Origin of the sequence: Cyanobium sp. ATX 6F1, assembly GCF_024346315.1 — a bacterium.
Classification (GTDB): Bacteria; Cyanobacteriota; Cyanobacteriia; order PCC-6307; family Cyanobiaceae; genus ATX-6F1.
The window spans coordinates 295,349-313,109 of the sequence record NZ_JAGQCS010000002.1 but is presented as its reverse complement, the minus strand read 5'-3'; the positions used below and the strand labels follow the sequence as shown (position 1 = coordinate 313,109).

Genomic DNA, 17,761 nt, shown 5'->3' with positions numbered 1-17,761 from the left:
CCGGTAGGCTGAAGGGATGCTGGAAATGGTTCTCGAAGTCAGGAATCTGTCGGTGCGGCGCGAGGGCGTCCGCGCCGTCGAGAACGTGAGCTTCGAGCTGGCGCCGGAAACCGACACGGCCCTGGTGGGGCCCAACGGTGCCGGCAAGAGCACCCTGGTGCAGGCCCTGCTCGGGATCATTCCCCGCCAGGAGGGCGAGATCCGCGTGCTGGGCCGGCCCATGGGCCGCCAGGGCCAGCTGCCGGCCTCCGTGCGCGCCCAGGTGGCCTACCTGCCCCAGAGCTTCGCGGTGCGCAACCGCTGCCCGCTCACGGTGGCCGAATTCGTGGCTCTGGGCTGGGACCCTGCCGGCCCGCGGCTGCCCTGGAGCGGCAGCGAGCGGCGGCGGCAGGCGGTGACCGCGGCCCTGCGCAAAACAAGCTGCCTGGATCTGGCTGATCGGCTGATCAGCGAGCTCTCCGGCGGCCAGACCAAGCGTGTGCTGCTCGCCTTCTGCGTGGTGCGCCCCCGGCGCCTGTTGGTGCTCGATGAGGCCCAGTCGGGGCTGGATGCCCAGGCCGCCGAGCAGTTCCACGATTTGCTCTTCCAGCTGCGCCGCACCGAGGGCTGGACGATCCTGCAGGTTTCCCATGACCTCGACATGGTGCGCCGCACCTGCGATGGGGTGCTTTGCCTCAACCGCAACCTGCGCTGTGCTGGCCACCCCGACCATGCCCTCAGCCCGGCCCAGCTGGAGGGGGTCTACGGGCGCGGTTACGTGCCCTACCACCACCAGCACCAGCACGCTTCCAGCCCATGACGGAGGGGCCCTTGCTCAGCGATCTGCTGCAACTGCCGTTCATGCAGCGGGCCCTGCTGGGCGGTCTTCTGACCGGCGCCCTCGGCGGCCTGCTGGGCAGCTTCGCGGTCCTGCGCCAGCTCTCCTTCTTCAGTGACGCCCTGGGCCACTCCGCCCTGCTCGGCATCACCCTGGGCATCCTGCTGGGGCTGAACCCCACCCTGGTGCTGATTCCGTTCGCGGTGGTCTTCGCCCTGGTGGTGAACCACCTGGTGGCGCGCAGCCCCCTGCCCACCGATGCACTGCTGAACATCGTCTATTCCTCATCGCTGGCCCTGGCAGTGGTGGCCCTGAGCTTCGTGCGCAGCTACAGGGGCGGCATCCACCAGCTGCTGTTCGGCGACATCCTCGGGGTCTCCTGGCTGGATGTGGGGCTGATCTCAGGGCTGCTCGCCGTGGCCCTGGGCTATCTGGCGCTCACCCGCCGCGATCAGATCCTGCTCACCCTCGATGAGCCCCTGGCCCTTTCCCGTGGGGTGGCGGTGCCCCTGCACCGGCTGTTGTTCATCGTGCTGCTGGCGGTGGTGGTGGCGATCTCGATCAAGGCGGTGGGGGTGCTGCTGATCAGTGCCTTCGTGGTCATTCCCGCCTGCGCTTCGCGGCTGGTGAGCCGTCACTTCAACGGCTATGTGCTGCTGGCCTCCGGGCTGGGCGCCGTCTGCGCGGTGCTCGGCCTGCTGCTCTCGGGCAGCTTCGATCTGCCCTCAGGTCCCTGCGTGGTGATTGTTCAACTGCTGGGATTTCTGGTGGCCCTGGGGGTCTCCTCCCTGCGCATGTCCGTCGCCAGGGCCTGAACCTGCTCAGCCCGGCACCAGCCAGCGGGCCTGGCGCACCGGCCGATCTAGCAGGCGCAACTCCAGGCTGGTGGCGTCGACCAGGGCTGGCATGGCCTGGGTGCGGCGGCCGCCCACCGCCATCGGCCTCAGGGTGAGCAGCAGTTGGTTGCGGCTGGGATCCAACTCCAGACCCGTGCCGGGCTCCAGCTCCCAGCCCGTCAGCTCCCGCTGCCCCAGACGCTTGCCGGTGCGGTCCAGGGCCAGCAGGGTCAGCCGCGGCTGGCCCAGGCCTTCGATCGTCAGCGCCCAGACGCGGGAGCCGTTGCGCTCGCAGGCGCTGGCCACCAGGGCCTGGGGACCGACCCAGAGGGTGCGGGGCGCCTGGCCCGGTTCGACGATCTCCAGGGCGCGGGTGAAGTCGGGTCGATGCTGCACCAGCAGGGCGCGGCCCCCCACCGGGCAGAAACTGCTCAGATCGCGGCTGCCGGGCAGCATCTGGCGCCCCCCCGCCGGCCCCGCCATCCCCATCAGACTCAGCCCCTCCACCTCCGGCACCACCATCGCGCCCCCCTGGGGCACCAACAGCACCGGGCCACTGGCCCTGAGATCAAGGCTCACCGTGCTGCCGTCGCGCCGGTGGAGTTCGGTGTGGCCCTGGCCGGAAGCCTCACGGGATTCCTGCACCAGAAGATCCCCGCGCCGGTTGGAGCTCAGGTAGGCGAACACCAACGGTTCGTCGCTGAGCCCAGTCGGGGGAGCGATCCGTGGCGCGGCCAGGCCGGTGCTGCGGGGGGCCAGGTTGCGCTGGCGCAGGTCCACCCGCCAAACCCGTTGGCGTCCTTGCCCATCGGCGCTCACCAGGGCCACCCCCGATCCGTCCCCCAGGGGTTCCAGGATCGGAATCGATGGCCAGATCGGGCCCATGGCGCGCCAGCGGCCGTCGTGGTCACGAAGCTGCAGCTGCTCGCCGTTCGCCACGCTCACCACCGCCACGATCCGGGGGCGTGGATCCCAGAGCCAGGTCCGTGGCGCCAGGGCCAGGCCCCGCTGGTCGCGGCCGCCCACCGCAACCTGAAGGGGCCGTTCCACCCGTACGCCCGGGGCCAGCAACAGCCGCTGCCGGTTGCCGTCCCCCAGCCATTGGTGCTCCGAGGTCGGTGTCAGACGGCTGGCGGCCGCCACGCTGGCCTGGTCCATTGGGCGGCTGAAACGCAGATCGAGGGTCCCGGGCCCGGAGCTGGTGTCGGCCGCCTCGATTCCCAGCAGCCGGGGTGGATGCCGCAGCAGCAGCTGTTGCTGCAGGACGGCCAGCGCCAGTCCTGTGGTCAGTGCCAGTGCCCAGGGCGTCATGGTTCGAAGGGCCTGCGGGGGCGCTGGATCGGCGTGATGCGGCCTGGGATCACCAGACTGCGGGGTGGATTGGATGTCGTGTCGAGAGCCATCACCCCCTCGATCGCCAGCCACTGGTCGGCCTGGGGGAGCGGTTGGCCGGCGGGCCAGCGCACGGGCAGACCAAAGGGCGTGGCATCGGCGAGGCAGCAGCGCACCAACAGCCGGGCCAGCTCGGGCGCTTCGCCGGGGACCGGCAGCACGAAGCCGCTGATGCGCACCGGGTCGCCGGCGTAGAGAGCCGGGTCGGGCTGGCTGCGCAGCAGCCGCACCCAGTCGGTGAGGCTGCGTTGGGCGGGCGGCAACACGAAGCTGAGTTCCTGCACCTCCAGTTGGCCGCCGGGTCGGTTGGCCGCCAGATCGGCAAAGGAGGGCACCGGAGGGACCAGCAGCATCGCCAGGGCCAGGGCGAAGCCCAGCAGCAGGGCTGCGCGTTCCCTGCGGCTGGTGCGGTTCCGCCGGGGCGCAGGCCGCTGACGCCCCATGCGCACCCCATCGAGGGCCGCCAGGGCGAGAAGCACCACGCCGCTGCCGATGATCAGGGGGTGGAAGACGGCGCGCACCAGCAGATCCAGTCGGCCGCTAAGGCCGCTCTGCACCAGCACCAGGCCCCAGAAGCCCAGGGCCAGGGGCCGCAGCAGCGCGTTCAGAGTTTCCACAGGTTCACCCATTGGCCGATCAGCAGGGTCGCCACGGTGGCCCCTGCGGTGGTGAGGGCGATCGCCCGGGGGCGCAGCAGCACCCCGAACAGGCCGATGGATTTGAGGTCCACCACGGGGCCCAGGATCAGGAAGGCCAGCAGCGCCCCGGGGGTGACCTGGGCGGCGAAGCCCAGGGCCAGGAAGGCATCGACGCTGCTGCACACCGACACCACCACCGCCAGCAGCATCAGCGCCAGGATCGAGAGGGTGGGGGCGCTGCCCAGGGCCAGTAACCAGCTGCGGGGCAGCAGGGTCTGCACCATGGCGGCGATGGCGCTGCCGAGCGCCAGCAGCACCGCCAGGTTGAGAAACTCCCGCACCCCATGGCCCAGGGTTTCCCCCAGCGGCGCCCGCGGCACCACGGCCGGAGTGGCGGCCGCCGGCGGGGCCCCCACCATCCCGCCGCGGCGCTCCAGCAGCCCGACGGCCCCCAGGGGCTGGCTGAGCCGGCGTTCCTCCAGCAGGGCAGGGGTGAGCAGTTCTGCCTCCGGCAGCAGCCGCAGCAGGCTGGCCAACACGAGGGAAATCACCAGGGCCCCGGCGGGACGGGCCAGCAGCAGCCAGGGGCGATCGGGAAAGGCGGCCCAGGTGCTGGCCAGCACGATCGGGTTGAGCACCGGGGCGGCGAACAGGAAGCCCAGGGCCGTGGCCAGGGGTGCACCCCCCGCCAGAAGCCGCCGGGCCACGGGCACGTTGCCGCATTCGCAGGCGGGCAGGGCGAAACCCAGGGCGGCGCCGGTGAGTGGGCCCCCCAAGGGGTGGGAGGGCAGGCGCTGGAGCCAGGCCCCACCGGGGCTGAGCCAGCGGGCGATCGAGGCGATCGTCACCCCGATCAACAGAAACGGCATCGCCTCGATCACCAGCCCCTGAAACACCGCCCAGGCCGTCGCCAGCCGCTCCACGGGCACGATCACGAGGCGTCCGCCTCGTACCAGTCGGGCAGCGCCTGGAAGCGGGCGGCGTTCTTCTCGTTCTCGCGCGCCTCGACCCGCCAACAGCAGGCCCGGCCCTCCTCGCGTTCGCGCAGCAGCTCATTGGCCCAACCCCAGACCAGTTCGGCGCTTGCCTCCATGCCCACGTTCTCCATCACCCGCAGGTCCAGGGCGCCCTGCCCATGCAACGCCTGCCACAGGGGAAGGAGCGGATCGTCGGCGTTGGCCAGGAAGGTGTGATCGAACTGGGCCGCCAGCTGGGCCTCGAGATCCTTGAGGCTGGAGAAATCGACCACGAAGCCGTACGCGTCCAGGTGGTGGGCGCGGAAGTCGACGCTGAAGCTGCGGCTGTAGCCATGCACGAAACGGCAGTGGCCGTCGTGGCGCCATTGGCGGTGGCAGCAGGGGTAGCCGCTGAAGGTCTTGGAGCAGGTGTAGGCGGCTGTCATCGTGGTGCGGGAGGATCGGACCCCGCCGGATCGGTTCCCTGTGGTGGCATCATTTCAGCCCCCCGACCCCCGCTTCAGTGAGCAGCTGATCGATCAGCTGCGCTTCAGCGAAGCCGGATTGATTCCGGCGGTGGCCCAGGACTGGCTCGATGGCGCCGTGCTGATGGTGGCCTGGATGAACCGCGAGGCGATCGAGCGCACCCTGGCCACGGGCGAGGTGCACTACTGGAGCCGCTCCCGCGCCGAGCTCTGGCCCAAGGGGGCGACCAGCGGCCACACCCAGCGGCTGCGGGATCTGCGCTTCGATTGCGACGCCGATGTGCTGCTGCTCACAATCGAGCAGACCGGCAACGTGGCCTGCCACACCGGCGCCCGCAGCTGCTTTTTTGAACCCGGCCCCGAGCGCAGCGCCGGCGGGTCCACGGCCCTGCCGCCCCCGGCTGATGTGTGCACCGAGCTGGCGCAGGTGATCGAGGGGCGCCGCGACCGGCCCGAGCCCGGCAGCTACACCAACAAGCTCCTCGAGGGCGGCGACAACCGCATCCTCAAGAAGGTGGGCGAGGAGAGCGCCGAATTCGTGATGGCCTGCAAGGACGACGACCCCGACGCCATCGCCGGCGAAGCGGCCGACATCCTTTTCCATGTGCAGGTAGCCCTGGCCCACCACGGTGTCAGCTGGCGCCGGGTGCAGGAGGTGCTGGCCGAGCGGCGCGGGGCGCCACGGCGGGAGTGAGCATTAAGGGCCGTTCTGCACCAGGCCAGGGCCCCCCAGGGCGGACTGCTGCTGCAGCCAGCGCAGGGTGGCCAAGTCGCGGGGGCTGAGCTCCAGCACCGGTTGCGCTCCAGGCACCGCCGCCATCGCATCAGCGGGGTCGTTGCTGTGGCCCCAGAGGCCGAAGGCATGGCCCAGTTCGTGCAGGGCCGTGGCCTGGATCGCCGGTTGGCGCTGGTCGGGGCTGATCAGCACCTCCACCCGCGGCTCCAGCAACCTCTGGCCCAGCGGCTGCCCCTGGCGCTGGGCTTCCACCAGCAGCAGCAGCGCACGGCCGTGGCTGGCCCGCTGCGGGCGGCCTTCAGCGATGAGCGGTGGCCGCCTGCGGTAAAGCCGCACCTGGGCACGGCCTGGATCCTCCACCCGACTGATCGGCATGTATCTCTCCCAGGTGGCCAGGGCGGCGTCCACAGCCCCCAGCCAGCGGCGCTGCCAGATGAGCTCCGCTTCCCTGCCCCCCAGCGGCTCCACCCAGACGCACCAATGGTCCCGCCGGGCCCAGCCGGCGGGCGTTGGATTGATCCGATTGCGGTAGTCGTCGGGGCTGGGGGCCGGGAGTGGGGTGGGCCGAAGCGGTTCCTGGCCGCTTTCGATCACCCGCACCGCAACGGCGGCAGGGCACCGATCGGCCGGCAGCGTGGCTGCGCCGCCCGTGGCCTGGCCAGCCACCAATACCAGCAGGAGCCCCAGCGCCAGGGGCCATCCCTGGACGGGCCAGCGGGGGCGACGCTCGGACACGGCGGTGGTGGGGTGGGGGCTCAGCCCGCCAGACCCACGCCCCGGGCCATCAAGGTGGCCAAGAGGGGGATGGCGGCAAAGCCCGCCAGTTCGATGTTCAGGATCCAGGCGAGGCGGTTGGCGAGGGCTTCGCTCACCTGGGGCAGTTCCCCCTTGCGCAGGGGGAGGGCCCAGAGGATGTAGGTGACCGTGGGATAGAGCGAAAGGGTGCCGATGGCGATGTACAGACCCACCTTCCACCAGAACACGGGATTGGCGGTGTAGAACTCCGTTCCCTGGCCGAAGTAGAGCACCCGCAGGATGCCGCTGACCAGCAGGGTGAGGGCGGCGATTCCGTAGACCACATCGGTGATCACCATCAAGGTGGCCTCCCCCCGGCTCGGGTTGGCCTTGATCAGACGCCGCTCCAGCACCAGGGCGCCGAAGCAGAGCATGATGCTCACGTAGTGCGCATAGGCCACCCCGGCGCTGGTGAGCACGTCGGTGGGCAGGACGGCGAAGCCGGGCATCGGAGCTGGATTGTTAGCCCGACGACCGTAGCGGGGGCCTGGGCCTGGCGCTTCGGTGGGCCATGGCCCGAAGGAGGCCGGCTGACGGCCATCACCCCGAGGGTGGGCGGATAACCAGGGCTCGACCCCACCGGCAGGGGCGGCCCACAATGAGGGCGTTCGTTTTTTTCGGCGGGCCAGGCCATGTCATCAGCCAACGGCGCAGCGGATCCGGTCGAGACCGAGGTGCTTGAAAGCACCGTTGTCGATGAGGGGACCCTGCGGCGGTTGTTGCGCCGGGCCGGCCGCCTGCTGGCCCGACCGGCGATCGAGTGCCTGGAGTTGCTGCTCGATGGCGACACCCCCTACCAGGTGCGCTTCACGATGCTGGCGGCGCTCACCTATCTGCTGCTGCCCCTCGATCTGATTCCTGATTTCATCCCCGCGGCAGGCTTCAGCGACGATCTGGTGGCGCTCACGGCCCTGCTGGGCCTCTGCGGCCGGCACCTCACACCGGACATCCGCCTGCGGGCGCAGCGCAAGCTGGATCGCTGGTTTCCCCCCAGCCGGTGATGGCCACCCTCAGCACGGAGCAGCTGGAGGAGCTGCAGACCTTCCTCAAGGAATGGCTGCGCCACACCGGCCGCACCCAGGCCGATCTGCGCCGCGCCCTGAGGGCCAGTTCGATCCGCATGCCGGTGCTGCTGGGGGAGCTCGAGCGCACCTATGGCCGCGCCGGTCTCGCCGGCCTGGCCGAGCGTCTCTGTGGCATCGAGGAGCAGTGGCAGGGCGAGGAGGGGCAGGCCGAAGGGGGCACTGACTTCGAGGATCCCCTGGGCCAGCTCGACCTGTTGCTCGAAGAGATTCGCGCCGACCTCAAGCCTTGATGGTCCCAGGCAAACTGTCACCATCACCCTTTTCTCGCCCGCCCATGTCCGCTTCGTCGCCACGGCTGTTGATTGGATCGATGCTGCTGGCCCTGGGGTCCACCGCTCTGGTGCTTGCCGCTCCTGGGGCCCTGGCCCAGAGCCAGCGTTTCCTGCTCAGTCCCGGGAACCGCGGCAAGGTGGGTCCGAGCACCACGGTCACGCCCGAGAACTGCGTCACGGCCGCCGATGGCGCCATCACCTGTGACACCAAGCTCACGAACCCCCCGGGTGACACCCCCGCCAAGCCCCAGTTCAGTCCCTTCAGCCAATGAAGCGGCTGCTGCGGATCCTGCAGGACGACCAGGCTTTCCTGCGGGGGATCGACCAGGGGGAACGCCTGCTGGCCAAGGCCCTCTCGCTGATCCTCGCTTTGGTGGTGGTGGTGGCCAGCATCCACCTGCTGCAGCTGGTCTGGAGCGATCTGCTCAACACGGAAACCACCTGGCTGGGGGATGAACTCACCCGAGTGCTGGGTGATGTGCTCAACGTGCTGATCGCCCTGGAGGTGCTGCAGAACCTCACGGCCTATCTGCGCCGCAAGGTGATCCAGATCGAGCTGGTGCTGGTCACCGCGCTCACGGCGGTGGCGCGAAAGGTGATCGTGCTTCCGCCTGGGTCGGAAGACAAGCCGTTACTGCTGGCCGGGCTGGGCCTGGTGGTGCTGTCCCTGGCCGCGGCCTACTGGCTGGTGCGCCAGCCGGTGGCGATCAGCTCGTCGTCCCAAGGAACAGGGCGAGCCAAACGGTTCCTGGGGAAGGATCGGTTCCCTCGACCCGATGACGCCGATGCGGACTGATCAGCAGCGCATCCCCCACCGCCAGATCCCGGGGCTGGGGCTCATCCTCAAAACGCAGCCTGGCACTGCCCTGGAGCAACAGCACCCATTCCGTTTCGCTCTGGTCGTACCACTGACCTTCGGGGCTCACAGCTGAGCAGGAATGGATCGACTCCAGGCGCAAGCCAGGGGCTTCCAGGAGCACGTCGCTGCGCTCCTGGCCCGGTGAGGGGCATGGCTGGGCGAGCAGGTTGCCGGCCCGTGGACCGTCAGGGCCGTTGGACTCACCCCAGCGCCGGCCGATGCTGAACCCCCAGCGGGCCGCCAGATCCACCACCTGATGGTGGTGGCCGCACTCCCGCAGGGCGCGGCGTAACTCCGGCTGGGTTTCGCCCAGGGCCACGAAGGCCTGCAACTGGCGCACTTTTTCGAGAAAGCGTTGCAGGTCGGCTTCCGCCATGGCTTCGGTTCAAGGTGTGGGGACGCCTGGTTCGTCCAGGAACTTGCCCATGCGGAAGCGGTCGAACAGCACGCCGGCGAACAGCACCTGTTCGGGCCGCTCCACCCGCCAGCCCCGGCGCTCCAGCAGGGGCCTCGAGAGCTGACTGGCTTCGGTGCGCAGGCGCGTTACACCCATTCTGCGGCCATGGTTCTCCAGCGCCTCCAGCAGGGCCGAGGCGCGACCCTGGCGGCTGGAGCGGCCGCGGCAATACAGCAGCGAGAGGCGATCGATCGGCTGCAGCAGGGCGAAGGCCTCGATCGTGGCGCCCCCCTCGGAGCAGCTGGCCAGGCCGAATCCCGCTGACAGTTCCGCCTCCAGCGCGACTCCAGCGCTGTGGCCGGCCCAGGCCGCCACCTGGCGCGGGCTGTACAGCGGCGGAGCCTGATCGAGCACCGCTTGCCGGTAGACCTCGATCAGCTGGGGCAGGTCCTCGGGCAGCAGGGGGCGAAGCAAGGCCATGGGACTAGGTTGACGGGGAGGCTGCGAAGAATTGAAAAGAGTTTCGCTGCTTCCTTGATTGGGACCGGCGCGGGGTGTCGGCTCCTTTTTACGGTTTAGCCAAGTCCATGGATCGGAGTTGAAGGCCATGGCCACACACAAACCCCTCACCATCGGCGAGCTGGAGGCAGGATTCTCCGCCTATTGCATGGCCCTGAGGCGGTTGGTGGGGGAACAACGGGGCCTGGAGACGATCGAGCGCACGTTGTGTTGGCACAACCTTCAGCGACTCCACGATTCCCTCCCCCAGCGCTACAGATCACCAACCGAGCTCTACCAACGCTATGAACGCACCCGCCGCGCCGGTGGAGACAAGCCCGACTAGTTCGTCGACTTGGTGGTCAGAGCTGGACTGCATGGTGTAGTTTGAATTTGTCAAGTTCATCGCAACGTTAATGTCACCCCTTACGGGTTCCGAGCTGCTTTCCAAGGTCAAAGAACTTGGTGATGTGAGCAAGTCCGATATCGTGCGTGCCGCCGGCTACGTCTCCACCAAAAAAGACGGCGGCGAGCGCCTGAATTTCACCGCCTTCTACGAGGCCCTGCTGGAGGCCAAGGGCGTGGAGCTTGGCTCCAGCGGCAAGGTGAGCAAGGGCGGCCGCAAGCTCAGCTACATCGCCACGGTGCAGGGCAACGGGAATCTGCTCATCGGTAAGGCCTACACCGCCCTGCTGGATCTCAAGCCCGGTGATGAATTCGAGATCAAGCTCGGCCGCAAGCAGATTCGCCTGATCCCCGCCGGCTCCAGCGAAGACGACGAGGATTGATTCCCCAGCGGGCGCCAGGAGGGCGTCCCTGGGTGCCGCACCACAGCAGCCCTTGGCTGCGCTTGCGAACGGGCCGAAATGTTATCAAGGGCACAATCTTGGCCCGTGAGTGGGGGCGAGGCCCGTTCAACCCCATCACTGGATGGATTCCAGTCGTCCGCCGTGGGGTGGTTCGCTCAGCTCGAGATAGTCATCGGGGGTGCAGGTCAAAAGGATCACCTGCACCCCACGGCTGACACCCAGGGCCAGCATCTGCCTGATCAGCGGTAGGCGCTGTGGGTCGGTGTTGGTGAAGGCATCGTCGAACACCAACGGCAGGCAACCGTCGTAGGCCGGCAGCAGCACTTCCGCCAGCGCCAGCCGCAGGGCCGAGGCGAGTTGTTCGCGCATGCCGCCGCTCAGCCGCTCGAAGCCGAAACTTTCGCCGTCCTGCCGCAGCAGCAGATCCCCAAAGCCCTGCTGTGGATCGAGCTGCAACTGGGGGGCCTCCGCCGCCTGGCCCAGGGCCAGCAGGTAGGGCCCCAGGGCGGCCGTCAACGGCGCGCCGTAGCGGCTGGCGAGATCATCCTGGGCCGCCAGAAAAAGGGTTTGCAGCAGCTGCAGGGCGGCGACCCGCCGCTCGATCGCCGCCCGCTCCGCCCGGGTGGCCTCCCACTCCGCCTGGCGGAACTCCAACTCGGCGCGTGGGTCACTGGAGCTCAAACTCCCAATCAGTTGCTCGCACTGCCCCTTGCGGGTCAAGAGGCCGTCCTTTTCCCCCTCCAGCCGGCTCCTCTCGGCGTTGATTCTGGCCTCGAGGCCTGTGGGGAGTTCGCCGATCGCGCCAGCGGCCTCTCCGGGGGCCGCTGCAGGCGTCACATCCATGGCTGGGTCATCGGCCCGTGGATCCAGTTCAAGCAGCTCCCGCGCCATCGACTCCAGCACCCTTTCCTCGGCCCGCAGCTCCGCGGCCTGCTGGCCGAGGCTGGCGCTGAGGCGCTCCAGGTCGCCGTGGCTGCTGAGCAGCTCCTGCCGCCGTTGCTCCAGGGCCAGCAGGGAGCCCTGCAACTGATCAAAGCGCTGGCGCTGTTCCGCCAGTTGCTGCGCCAGTGCCTGTTCCCGTTCCCGGTCGCTGTCCTGGGCCCGCTGACTCGCCTCCAGTGCGCTGTTGAGGCCTGAGAGCAGCTGGCGCAGATCACCCAACGCTGGCTCCAGGCTCTCGAGCGCGCCCACCTCCTGTTCGCCAAGCTCAGGTTCCGCTTCGGGCGCCTCGGCCCTGGGCGCAGCCGCAAGGGCCGCCACCAGGCGGGCCCGTTGGGGGGCCAGGGCGGCGAGGCGATCACTCAGGCCGCTCCAGGGGATCGTGCTGGCGCTCTGGCGCAGGTTGGCCAGCTCCGTCTCCAACTGACGCCGCTGGCGCTCGATCGTCTCGGCGGCTTCGCTGCTGCTCACCTTCAGTTCCGCGCGCAGGGCGGTGAGCGCAGACTGCTCCTGCTGGCGCTGGCGCCGGGCCAGGGCCAGGGCGTCGCCACCCCCCGGGCTGATTCGCAGCCGCACGCCCACGCCGATGCTGAGCTCCGTGGGCTCCAGCAGGGTGCGCGGGGCCCCGGCTTCCAGCGGCACCCCCCCCAGCTGCACCGTCTGGTCGGAGCTGATTAGTTCCAGGCTGGTGGCCATCGCGTCGCAGCGGGCGCTGGTGCGCTCGGCCCGTTGTTCGGCTTCCCTCAGCTGCCGCACCTGGGTCTGGTCGATGGCCGGCAGGGCCGCCAGGGTGACCTTGGCCTGCTCGGCCTGCTGCTGCAAACTCTCGAACTGCTGGCGGTGGAGCAGCAGCTGGCGTTCGCTGCTCTCCAGGCGGGCCAGCTCCAGCTGTAGCTCCAGCCGTTCCTGCCGCTCCCTGAGGGCCTTGGAGCGCGCCAGCTGCTGAGCGTGGCTCTCCCGGCGCTCGAGTTGTTGGGCCTGGAGCCGGCCCAGGGCGGCGGCGGCCTGATCCAACTCCCCCTGGAGCCGCTGCTGCTCCAGGAGCTGGCGCTCCCGCTGGGAGTTGAGTGACTGGAACTGCTGGAGGGTGGCTTCCAGCACGTGCAGGCGCTGGCGCGAGGGCTCCAGCTCCGCCTGCTTCAGGCGCAGGCTGTGGGCGAGGGCCTGGCGTTGCTCCAGGGCCGGGCGCTCGATGCGTTCGATCTGCTCGAGCCGTTGCTGGAGGCCTCGAAGTTGCTCCATCGAGGCTTCCAGTTCCTCACAGCGGGTCTGGGCCAGGTGCACCCGCCGCTGGGCCTCCTGATCGTCCTGGCGGACCAGGGCCAGGGCCGATCCGGCCCGCACGCGGCCCGTGCTGGTGAAGCTGACCTCCAGCTGCTCGGTGATGCGCTCCAGCACCTGCCGGTCCAGGGGGGAGTGGAGGGCCTCGGTGCCGCCCCGTCGTTGCAGCTGCTCCACCAGGCGCCCCAGGTCGTAGCGCTCGCCATGGCCCGAGAGGGGGTTGGCGCCACCTTCCCCCTGGCGCACCCAGAGGTGGGCCCAGCGTTCCGGCAACTGGGCGATGCGGCGTCCCTCCACCGGCTGGCCCACCCCCAGCAGTCGGGCCAGGGCCTCCTCGGCGGCGCCACCGGAGAGGGCCAGGCCGGCGTCGTTGCTGAGGTGGCAGGTGCCGCTGGCGCCGGAGAAGCGCTTGCGCAGCTGCCAGCGCTGGCCGCCCGCCTCAAAACGGATCTCCACCTCCGGCTGGCCGCCATGGCGACGGGCCCGCAGCTCCTCCACCCCACGGCCGGTGGCTGTGGCCCGCAGGAACAGACCCTTGTGCAGGGCTTCCACCAGGGTGCTCTTGCCGGCCTCGTTGGGGCCGCCGACCACGGTCAGGCCGGGATCGAAGCTCAGTTCCAGGTCGCTGTGCAGGCGGACCCGGCGCAGGTGGCAGGAGAGCAGACGCATGGGCTCAGGGGCTGCATTCCTGCACCAGCTGGTGCAGTTCACTGAGGGCCAGGCGCACCACGGCGCCCGTTTCCTCGGGCTGCTCCATGGCCTGCTCAGTGGCCTGCTCTGTGGCCTGGGCGTCTTCCAGTTGCTGGTTCAGCGCATGGGCCACCTTGGCGATCAGGGGGTCGCCGGGCCGCAGGGTGAGCTCGGCCAGCTCATCGCCCTCCGGGCTGGCCTCGCAGTGGCCGCGGCGCTTGAGGCGCAGCAGCTGGGCCTCCAGTCGCTCCAGCAGCAGGGCGTGGCGGCGGTGGCCCTGCAGGCTGAGCTGGCCCTCCTCCTCCAGCAGCAGCAGGTCCTGACCGACCCGATCGCCCAACAGGCCGAGCAGTTGTTGCTCGAAGCGCCCGAGATCCTCATCGCCGTTGAAGCGAAACCGCAGCTGATGCCAGTTCAGACGGCCGGTGGGCTGGATCGTGACCGTGGGGGCTCCGCCCCGTTCCACCGCCACCTGCAGCACCTGGCCGGAGCGGTAGTCGCTGGAGCGTGGGAAGCGGTCCTGCTCCGGGCAACCCGCGTACCAGACCTTCTCGGCCACCTGCTTGAGGCCGTGCCAGTCGCCGAGGGCGACGTAGTCGACCGACGCGAGCAGGGCGTCCTCCAGGCGCAGCAGGTTGTTGGCGGCCGGCGGGTTGTCCTCGTCGGCCTCCAGATCGATGGCGCCGAAGCCCGATGTGGCGCCATGGGCCAGCACGATCCGCGGTCGCTCCGCCGGCAGGGTGTCCCAGTCGAGTTCCCGCAACCAGCCGCTGGGGTCCTCGCTGTCCTGGCGCCGCAGCAGGGGGCAGGGGAGCACCACCGCCTGCTCCAGCACCAGCGGCCGACGCTCCAGCAGCACCTGAAGGTTCAGGGCGCGCAGTTCCCGTTCGGCCTGGAAAAAGGCCGAGTGCCAGAGCGATCCGGGTGCCCCGTGGTCATGGTTGCCGGGGATCACCAGGACCGGCAGGCCCAGGCGGCCGAGGGCGAAACAGACGGCGCTCACGTCGCTGGAGCTGGGGGTGGGGGAATCGAACAGATCGCCCGCCACCAGCAGGAAGGCCGCACCGCTGGAGTGCGCCAGGGGCCCGAGGCGATCGATCACCTCCAGGCGCGCCTGCCGCAGTCGTGCCCGCTTATCCGGATCGCTCACCCGGGCATAGGGTTTGCCGATCTGCCAGTCGGCGCTGTGCAGAAACGACACCATCGGCCCCTTGCGCTCCATGGGCAACGTCTCGCTCAGTGTGCCCCCTCCTGCCCAGCGACAGCAGGCCCAGGCCCTGGCGGCCCTGGGTCGCTGGGGCCTGGCCCTGTTGCTGGGGTTTGCTCTCCTTGTGGTGCTGTGGCCCCTGCCCGCCGGGGGTTTGAGCGCTGATGACAAATCAGCCCAGGGGGCCTCTGGCCAGGGCGCCCGCTTGTTCGCGAATCACTGCGCCGCCTGCCATATCAACGGCGGCAACATCATCCGCCGCTCCCAGACCCTCAAGCTCAAGGCCCTGGAGCGGCGCGGACTCGCCAGTGCGGAGGCGATCGCCCTGGTGGCCGCCAACGGCCTCGGCCAGATGGGGGGCTACGGCGAGGCCCTCGGACCCGGGGGAGCCGAGGCGGTGGGGGCCTGGGTGTGGCAGCAAGCTCAAAAGGCCTGGATCCAGGGATAAACCTTCAGCTCGGTCCAGATTCCGTTGCGCCAATAGACATCCTGGCGCAGCAGGGTTTCCACCAGTTCCTGCGTGCCGGCTTCGTAGATACCGAACACATGGGTGCTGCCTTCGGTGGGCCCGAGGGTGATCAGAACTCCATCCTGTTGCTGTTGCCGCAGGCCGGCGAGATGCTCTTCGCGGAAGGGGCCTCGCCGCTCAAGGGCGTTGTCGCAGTAGGTGCCCCAGAGCACGAATTTTGCCATGGCCACGGTGGTCGGATCCCCGCGAGGTTAGTGGCGGGGGCTCCTCAGGGCCGCAGGTGTGATCGGTGTCATTCCAGTTCCATCCGGTTTGACCAACCTCGCCGGTTGTTCGCTATATTCTGATTGTCTTTAGCGTTTCAACTGTGGCACTCACGGGTTCCGATCTCCTTGCAAAAGTCAAGGAGCTTGGTGATGTCAGTAAATCCGACCTGGTGCGGGCCAGCGGTTATGTCTCCACCAAAAAGGATGGATCCGAGCGCCTGAACTTCACCGCTTTCTATGAGGCCCTGCTCGAAGCCAAGGGAGTCTCCCTTGGCTCCAGCGGCGCTGCGGTGGGCAAAGGTGGTCGCAAGCTGAGCTACGTGGCCACCGTGCAGGGCAACGGCAATCTGCTGATCGGCAAGGCCTACACCGCCCTGCTGGATCTCAAGCCCGGTGATGATTTCGAGATCAAGCTGGGGCGCAAGCAGATCCGCCTGATGCCGGTCGGCAGCAGCGACGACGACGAGGAATGAGCTAGGCGCCCGGTGCCGGAGGTGGTTCAGCGAACCGCAGTCCGGCACCGACCATTCGCTCCAGCAGCTGCAGATTGATCCGTTGCTGGGCGTCCAGCGACGCCACCAGATCAGCGCCTGGAAGGAAATAGCAGATTTCAAACACCAGCCCCCGCTCAGTCAACTGGATCAGGTGGCAGCGATTGAAGCGGCTCCCCTCCACCGACTCCACGGCCTGGCGCACCAATGTGGCAACGCTGCTCGCTTCCGCGGCCCGGGTGCCGCTGTGAAGGATGAAACGTTGCAGCACGCGGCGTTCCTTCAGATCGGCGTAATTGCGCAGCGTCTTGCCCAGCAGGTCGCCGTTGTTGATCACCACACGCTCACCATCGAGGCTGAGCAACTGGGTTGAGCGCAACCCCACCCTCGACACCCGTCCCCAGACGTCATCGAAGCGGATCAGCTGACCGACTTCGAAGGGTCGATCGAACAGGATCGTGAGGTAATTGATCACATCCTTGGCCGGCCCTTGCAGCGCGAAGCCGATGCCCAGGCCCGCCCCCGCCAGCGCTCCGACCACCGCGGTGAGCCGCACCCCCTGGTTCTGGAGAAACACCAGCAAGCCCAACACCCAGAGCACGAAACGCAGCATCGGAGCCAGGGCGATCAGGCCCTCCACCGCGGTGGAATCGCCCACCCGGGTGATGGCGACCGTGAGCAACTTGAGCAGGATCCGGTTCAGCAGCCGCACCACCAGGACCACCACCAGCAGCTGAACCAGGGCGCCCGCGAGCCGGTCGGCCAGGCCACCGAGGGCCAGGGCGCTCCAGGCCCAGAGCAGCACCCCCAGCGCCCCCAGGCCCAGGGCGGTGCCCTCCAGGCGATCGAGGATGAAGCGCTCGGTGAGTGCGGGGTCCCGGCGGTCCACGCCCCGGATCAGTCGGCGGGCGATCAGATGGGCCAATCCCAGCGCCAGCAGGCCCCCCGCCAGCCGGACCAGGGCCATCAGCAGGGCGGGCATCAGGGCTTCAGTCATTCAGAGCCGCCCGCAGGCGAGCGCAGAAGTGGACGGCGGCCAAGGGGGCCGAGCTTCCTGAATCCACTGCCTCGGCCATCACCTTCACCAGGGCGCTGCCGACGATCGCCCCGTCGGCGCCCCAGGCGCGCACCTGGCGGGCCTGCTCGGGGTCGGAGATTCCGAAGCCCACGGCCACGGGGGTGGGGCCCAGGGCCTTGAGCTGTTTCACCCGCTGCTCAACGCCCTGCTGGAGGTTGGAGCGCACGCCGGTCACCCCTGTCACCGACACCAGATAGGTGAAGCCCCGGCTGGCGGCGGCGATGCGCGCCAGGCGTTCGTCGGGGGTGGTGGGAGCCACCAGCAGCACCAGATCAAGGCCATGGGCCGCGGCGATCACCGAGAGCTGGTCGGCCTCCTCCAGGGGCAGATCCGGCACCACCAGGCCCGCCACCCCGGCGGCGGCGGCGGCGGCGCAGAAGGCCTCCATGCCGCGGTTGAGCAGGGGGTTGCTGTAGGTGAACAGCACCACCGGAATGGTCAGCTCCCCCCGCAGGCCGCCCAGCAGCTCCAGCACCGCCCCCGGGGTGGTGCCGGCGGCCAGGGCCCGGCCGGCGGCGGCCTGGATCACCGGACCATCCGCCAGGGGGTCGCTGTAGGGGATTCCCAGCTCGATCACATCGGCGCCGGCCCCCTGGAGCCCCAGCAGGGCGGCTCGGGTGGTGGCCAGGTCGGGGTCGCCGGCGACCAGGAACGGCATCAGGGCGCAGCGCTGCTGCTGCTGGAGCAGCTGGAACCGTTGCTGGAGGAGGGTGCCGCCCATCGGCCGTTGGCGCTCGGAGTTGCCAGTGAGCCTATGGGTTGGAG

At 69.3% G+C, this 17,761-nt stretch carries 24 protein-coding genes; 11 read left to right on the top strand and 13 right to left on the bottom strand.

All coding sequences use genetic code 11. The features are described from left to right. The first annotated feature begins 16 nt into the window (after nt 1-16). Nucleotides 17-799 (top strand): metal ABC transporter ATP-binding protein, encoded by a 783-nt coding sequence (locus KBZ13_RS04420; RefSeq protein WP_255006774.1) that lies wholly within the window; start codon nt 17-19, stop codon nt 797-799. Beyond that, entirely contained in the window at nt 796-1,632 is an 837-nt protein-coding gene (locus KBZ13_RS04415; RefSeq protein WP_255006772.1) for a metal ABC transporter permease, read from the top strand. Before KBZ13_RS04420 ends, KBZ13_RS04415 begins: the two co-directional genes overlap by 4 nt. A gap of 6 nt (nt 1,633-1,638) precedes the next feature. On the opposite strand, the gene KBZ13_RS04410 is transcribed toward KBZ13_RS04415, so the two are convergent. From KBZ13_RS04410 to KBZ13_RS04395, 4 genes are read right to left on the bottom strand one after another with little or no spacing between them, the layout of a single operon-like run. Next, nucleotides 1,639-2,964: a hypothetical protein gene (locus KBZ13_RS04410; protein ID WP_255006770.1), complete on the bottom strand. Its 1,326-nt coding sequence runs from the start codon at nt 2,962-2,964 to the stop codon at nt 1,639-1,641. After that, entirely contained in the window at nt 2,961-3,662 is a 702-nt protein-coding gene (locus KBZ13_RS04405; RefSeq protein ID WP_409995605.1) for a TIGR03943 family putative permease subunit, read from the bottom strand. The genes KBZ13_RS04410 and KBZ13_RS04405 overlap by 4 nt, the downstream gene beginning before the upstream one ends. Next, complete coding sequence (locus tag KBZ13_RS04400) at nt 3,650-4,606, bottom strand: permease (protein WP_255007135.1); 957 nt, start codon at nt 4,604-4,606, stop codon at nt 3,650-3,652. The genes KBZ13_RS04405 and KBZ13_RS04400 overlap by 13 nt, the downstream gene beginning before the upstream one ends. 8 nt (nt 4,607-4,614) lie before the next feature. After that, complete coding sequence (locus KBZ13_RS04395) at nt 4,615-5,085, bottom strand: 6-carboxytetrahydropterin synthase (RefSeq protein WP_255006766.1); 471 nt, start codon at nt 5,083-5,085, stop codon at nt 4,615-4,617. Between the two features lie 43 nt (nt 5,086-5,128). On the opposite strand from KBZ13_RS04395, the gene hisIE reads away from it, so the two are divergent. Further along, a complete protein-coding gene (gene hisIE / locus KBZ13_RS04390) occupies nt 5,129-5,818 on the top strand; it encodes a bifunctional phosphoribosyl-AMP cyclohydrolase/phosphoribosyl-ATP diphosphatase HisIE (RefSeq protein WP_409995604.1) in 690 nt (229 codons plus the stop codon). A gap of 3 nt (nt 5,819-5,821) precedes the next feature. Here the strand turns inward: hisIE and KBZ13_RS04385 are convergent, their stop codons facing one another. Then, on the bottom strand, nt 5,822-6,595 hold the full coding sequence (locus KBZ13_RS04385; protein ID WP_255006764.1) for a peptidase: 774 nt from the start codon (nt 6,593-6,595) through the stop codon (nt 5,822-5,824). 20 nt (nt 6,596-6,615) lie between these two features. After that, nucleotides 6,616-7,104, bottom strand: coding sequence for a DUF2214 family protein (locus tag KBZ13_RS04380; RefSeq protein ID WP_255006762.1), 489 nt, complete (start codon nt 7,102-7,104; stop codon nt 6,616-6,618). Nucleotides 7,105-7,287: 183 nt separating this feature from the next. Here KBZ13_RS04380 and KBZ13_RS04375 point away from each other — a divergent pair, with 183 nt between their 5' ends. Genes KBZ13_RS04375 through KBZ13_RS04360 form a run of 4 tightly spaced genes read left to right on the top strand, consistent with a single transcriptional unit; the run spans nt 7,288 to nt 8,808 of the window. Next, entirely contained in the window at nt 7,288-7,656 is a 369-nt protein-coding gene (locus tag KBZ13_RS04375; protein WP_255006760.1) for a DUF1232 domain-containing protein, read from the top strand. Beyond that, nucleotides 7,656-7,970 (top strand): hypothetical protein, encoded by a 315-nt coding sequence (locus KBZ13_RS04370; RefSeq protein WP_255006759.1) that lies wholly within the window; start codon nt 7,656-7,658, stop codon nt 7,968-7,970. Before KBZ13_RS04375 ends, KBZ13_RS04370 begins: the two co-directional genes overlap by 1 nt. A 44-nt stretch (nt 7,971-8,014) precedes the next feature. Next, nucleotides 8,015-8,284 carry a hypothetical protein gene (locus KBZ13_RS04365; protein ID WP_255006758.1) on the top strand — a complete coding sequence of 90 codons (270 nt, stop codon included), beginning with the start codon at nt 8,015-8,017 and terminating at the stop codon, nt 8,282-8,284. Next, complete coding sequence (locus tag KBZ13_RS04360; protein WP_255006757.1) at nt 8,281-8,808, top strand: phosphate-starvation-inducible PsiE family protein; 528 nt, start codon at nt 8,281-8,283, stop codon at nt 8,806-8,808. The genes KBZ13_RS04365 and KBZ13_RS04360 overlap by 4 nt, the downstream gene beginning before the upstream one ends. Here KBZ13_RS04360 and KBZ13_RS04355 read toward each other — a convergent pair. After that, the gene (locus KBZ13_RS04355; protein ID WP_255006756.1) at nt 8,720-9,247 is read right to left on the bottom strand and encodes a Nif11 domain/cupin domain-containing protein; all 528 of its coding nucleotides are present in this window, start codon (nt 9,245-9,247) and stop codon (nt 8,720-8,722) included. The genes KBZ13_RS04360 and KBZ13_RS04355 overlap by 89 nt on opposite strands. A 9-nt stretch (nt 9,248-9,256) precedes the next feature. Continuing rightward, a complete protein-coding gene (locus tag KBZ13_RS04350) occupies nt 9,257-9,748 on the bottom strand; it encodes a GNAT family N-acetyltransferase (RefSeq protein WP_255006755.1) in 492 nt (163 codons plus the stop codon). A gap of 127 nt (nt 9,749-9,875) precedes the next feature. On the opposite strand from KBZ13_RS04350, the gene KBZ13_RS04345 reads away from it, so the two are divergent. After that, on the top strand, nt 9,876-10,112 hold the full coding sequence (locus KBZ13_RS04345) for a DUF3136 domain-containing protein (RefSeq protein WP_255006750.1): 237 nt from the start codon (nt 9,876-9,878) through the stop codon (nt 10,110-10,112). Nucleotides 10,113-10,182: 70 nt separating this feature from the next. Beyond that, a complete protein-coding gene (locus KBZ13_RS04340; protein WP_255006749.1) occupies nt 10,183-10,554 on the top strand; it encodes an AbrB family transcriptional regulator in 372 nt (123 codons plus the stop codon). 135 nt (nt 10,555-10,689) lie between these two features. Here KBZ13_RS04340 and KBZ13_RS04335 read toward each other — a convergent pair whose 3' ends face one another. Both KBZ13_RS04335 and KBZ13_RS04330 read right to left on the bottom strand, forming a co-directional pair. Continuing rightward, nucleotides 10,690-13,464, bottom strand: coding sequence for an AAA family ATPase (locus KBZ13_RS04335; protein WP_255006748.1), 2,775 nt, complete (start codon nt 13,462-13,464; stop codon nt 10,690-10,692). 4 nt (nt 13,465-13,468) lie between these two features. After that, the gene (locus KBZ13_RS04330; protein WP_255006747.1) at nt 13,469-14,707 is read right to left on the bottom strand and encodes an exonuclease SbcCD subunit D; all 1,239 of its coding nucleotides are present in this window, start codon (nt 14,705-14,707) and stop codon (nt 13,469-13,471) included. Here KBZ13_RS04330 and KBZ13_RS04325 point away from each other — a divergent pair. Further along, entirely contained in the window at nt 14,706-15,140 is a 435-nt protein-coding gene (locus tag KBZ13_RS04325; protein ID WP_315859599.1) for a c-type cytochrome, read from the top strand. The two genes, KBZ13_RS04330 and KBZ13_RS04325, sit on opposite strands and share 2 nt — an antisense overlap. Here KBZ13_RS04325 and KBZ13_RS04320 read toward each other — a convergent pair. Beyond that, complete coding sequence (locus tag KBZ13_RS04320) at nt 15,116-15,385, bottom strand: YciI family protein (protein WP_255006746.1); 270 nt, start codon at nt 15,383-15,385, stop codon at nt 15,116-15,118. The genes KBZ13_RS04325 and KBZ13_RS04320 overlap by 25 nt on opposite strands. Before the next feature lie 143 nt (nt 15,386-15,528). Here KBZ13_RS04320 and KBZ13_RS04315 point away from each other — a divergent pair, with 143 nt between their 5' ends. Next, nucleotides 15,529-15,900, top strand: coding sequence for an AbrB family transcriptional regulator (locus KBZ13_RS04315; protein WP_255006745.1), 372 nt, complete (start codon nt 15,529-15,531; stop codon nt 15,898-15,900). Nucleotide 15,901: 1 nt separating this feature from the next. Here KBZ13_RS04315 and KBZ13_RS04310 read toward each other — a convergent pair whose 3' ends face one another. Both KBZ13_RS04310 and trpA read right to left on the bottom strand, forming a co-directional pair. Next, nucleotides 15,902-16,915, bottom strand: coding sequence for a mechanosensitive ion channel family protein (locus KBZ13_RS04310; protein ID WP_255006744.1), 1,014 nt, complete (start codon nt 16,913-16,915; stop codon nt 15,902-15,904). Continuing rightward, a complete protein-coding gene (trpA, locus tag KBZ13_RS04305; RefSeq protein ID WP_255006742.1) occupies nt 16,908-17,717 on the bottom strand; it encodes a tryptophan synthase subunit alpha in 810 nt (269 codons plus the stop codon). Before trpA ends, KBZ13_RS04310 begins: the two co-directional genes overlap by 8 nt. Nucleotides 17,718-17,761 lie beyond the last annotated feature (44 nt).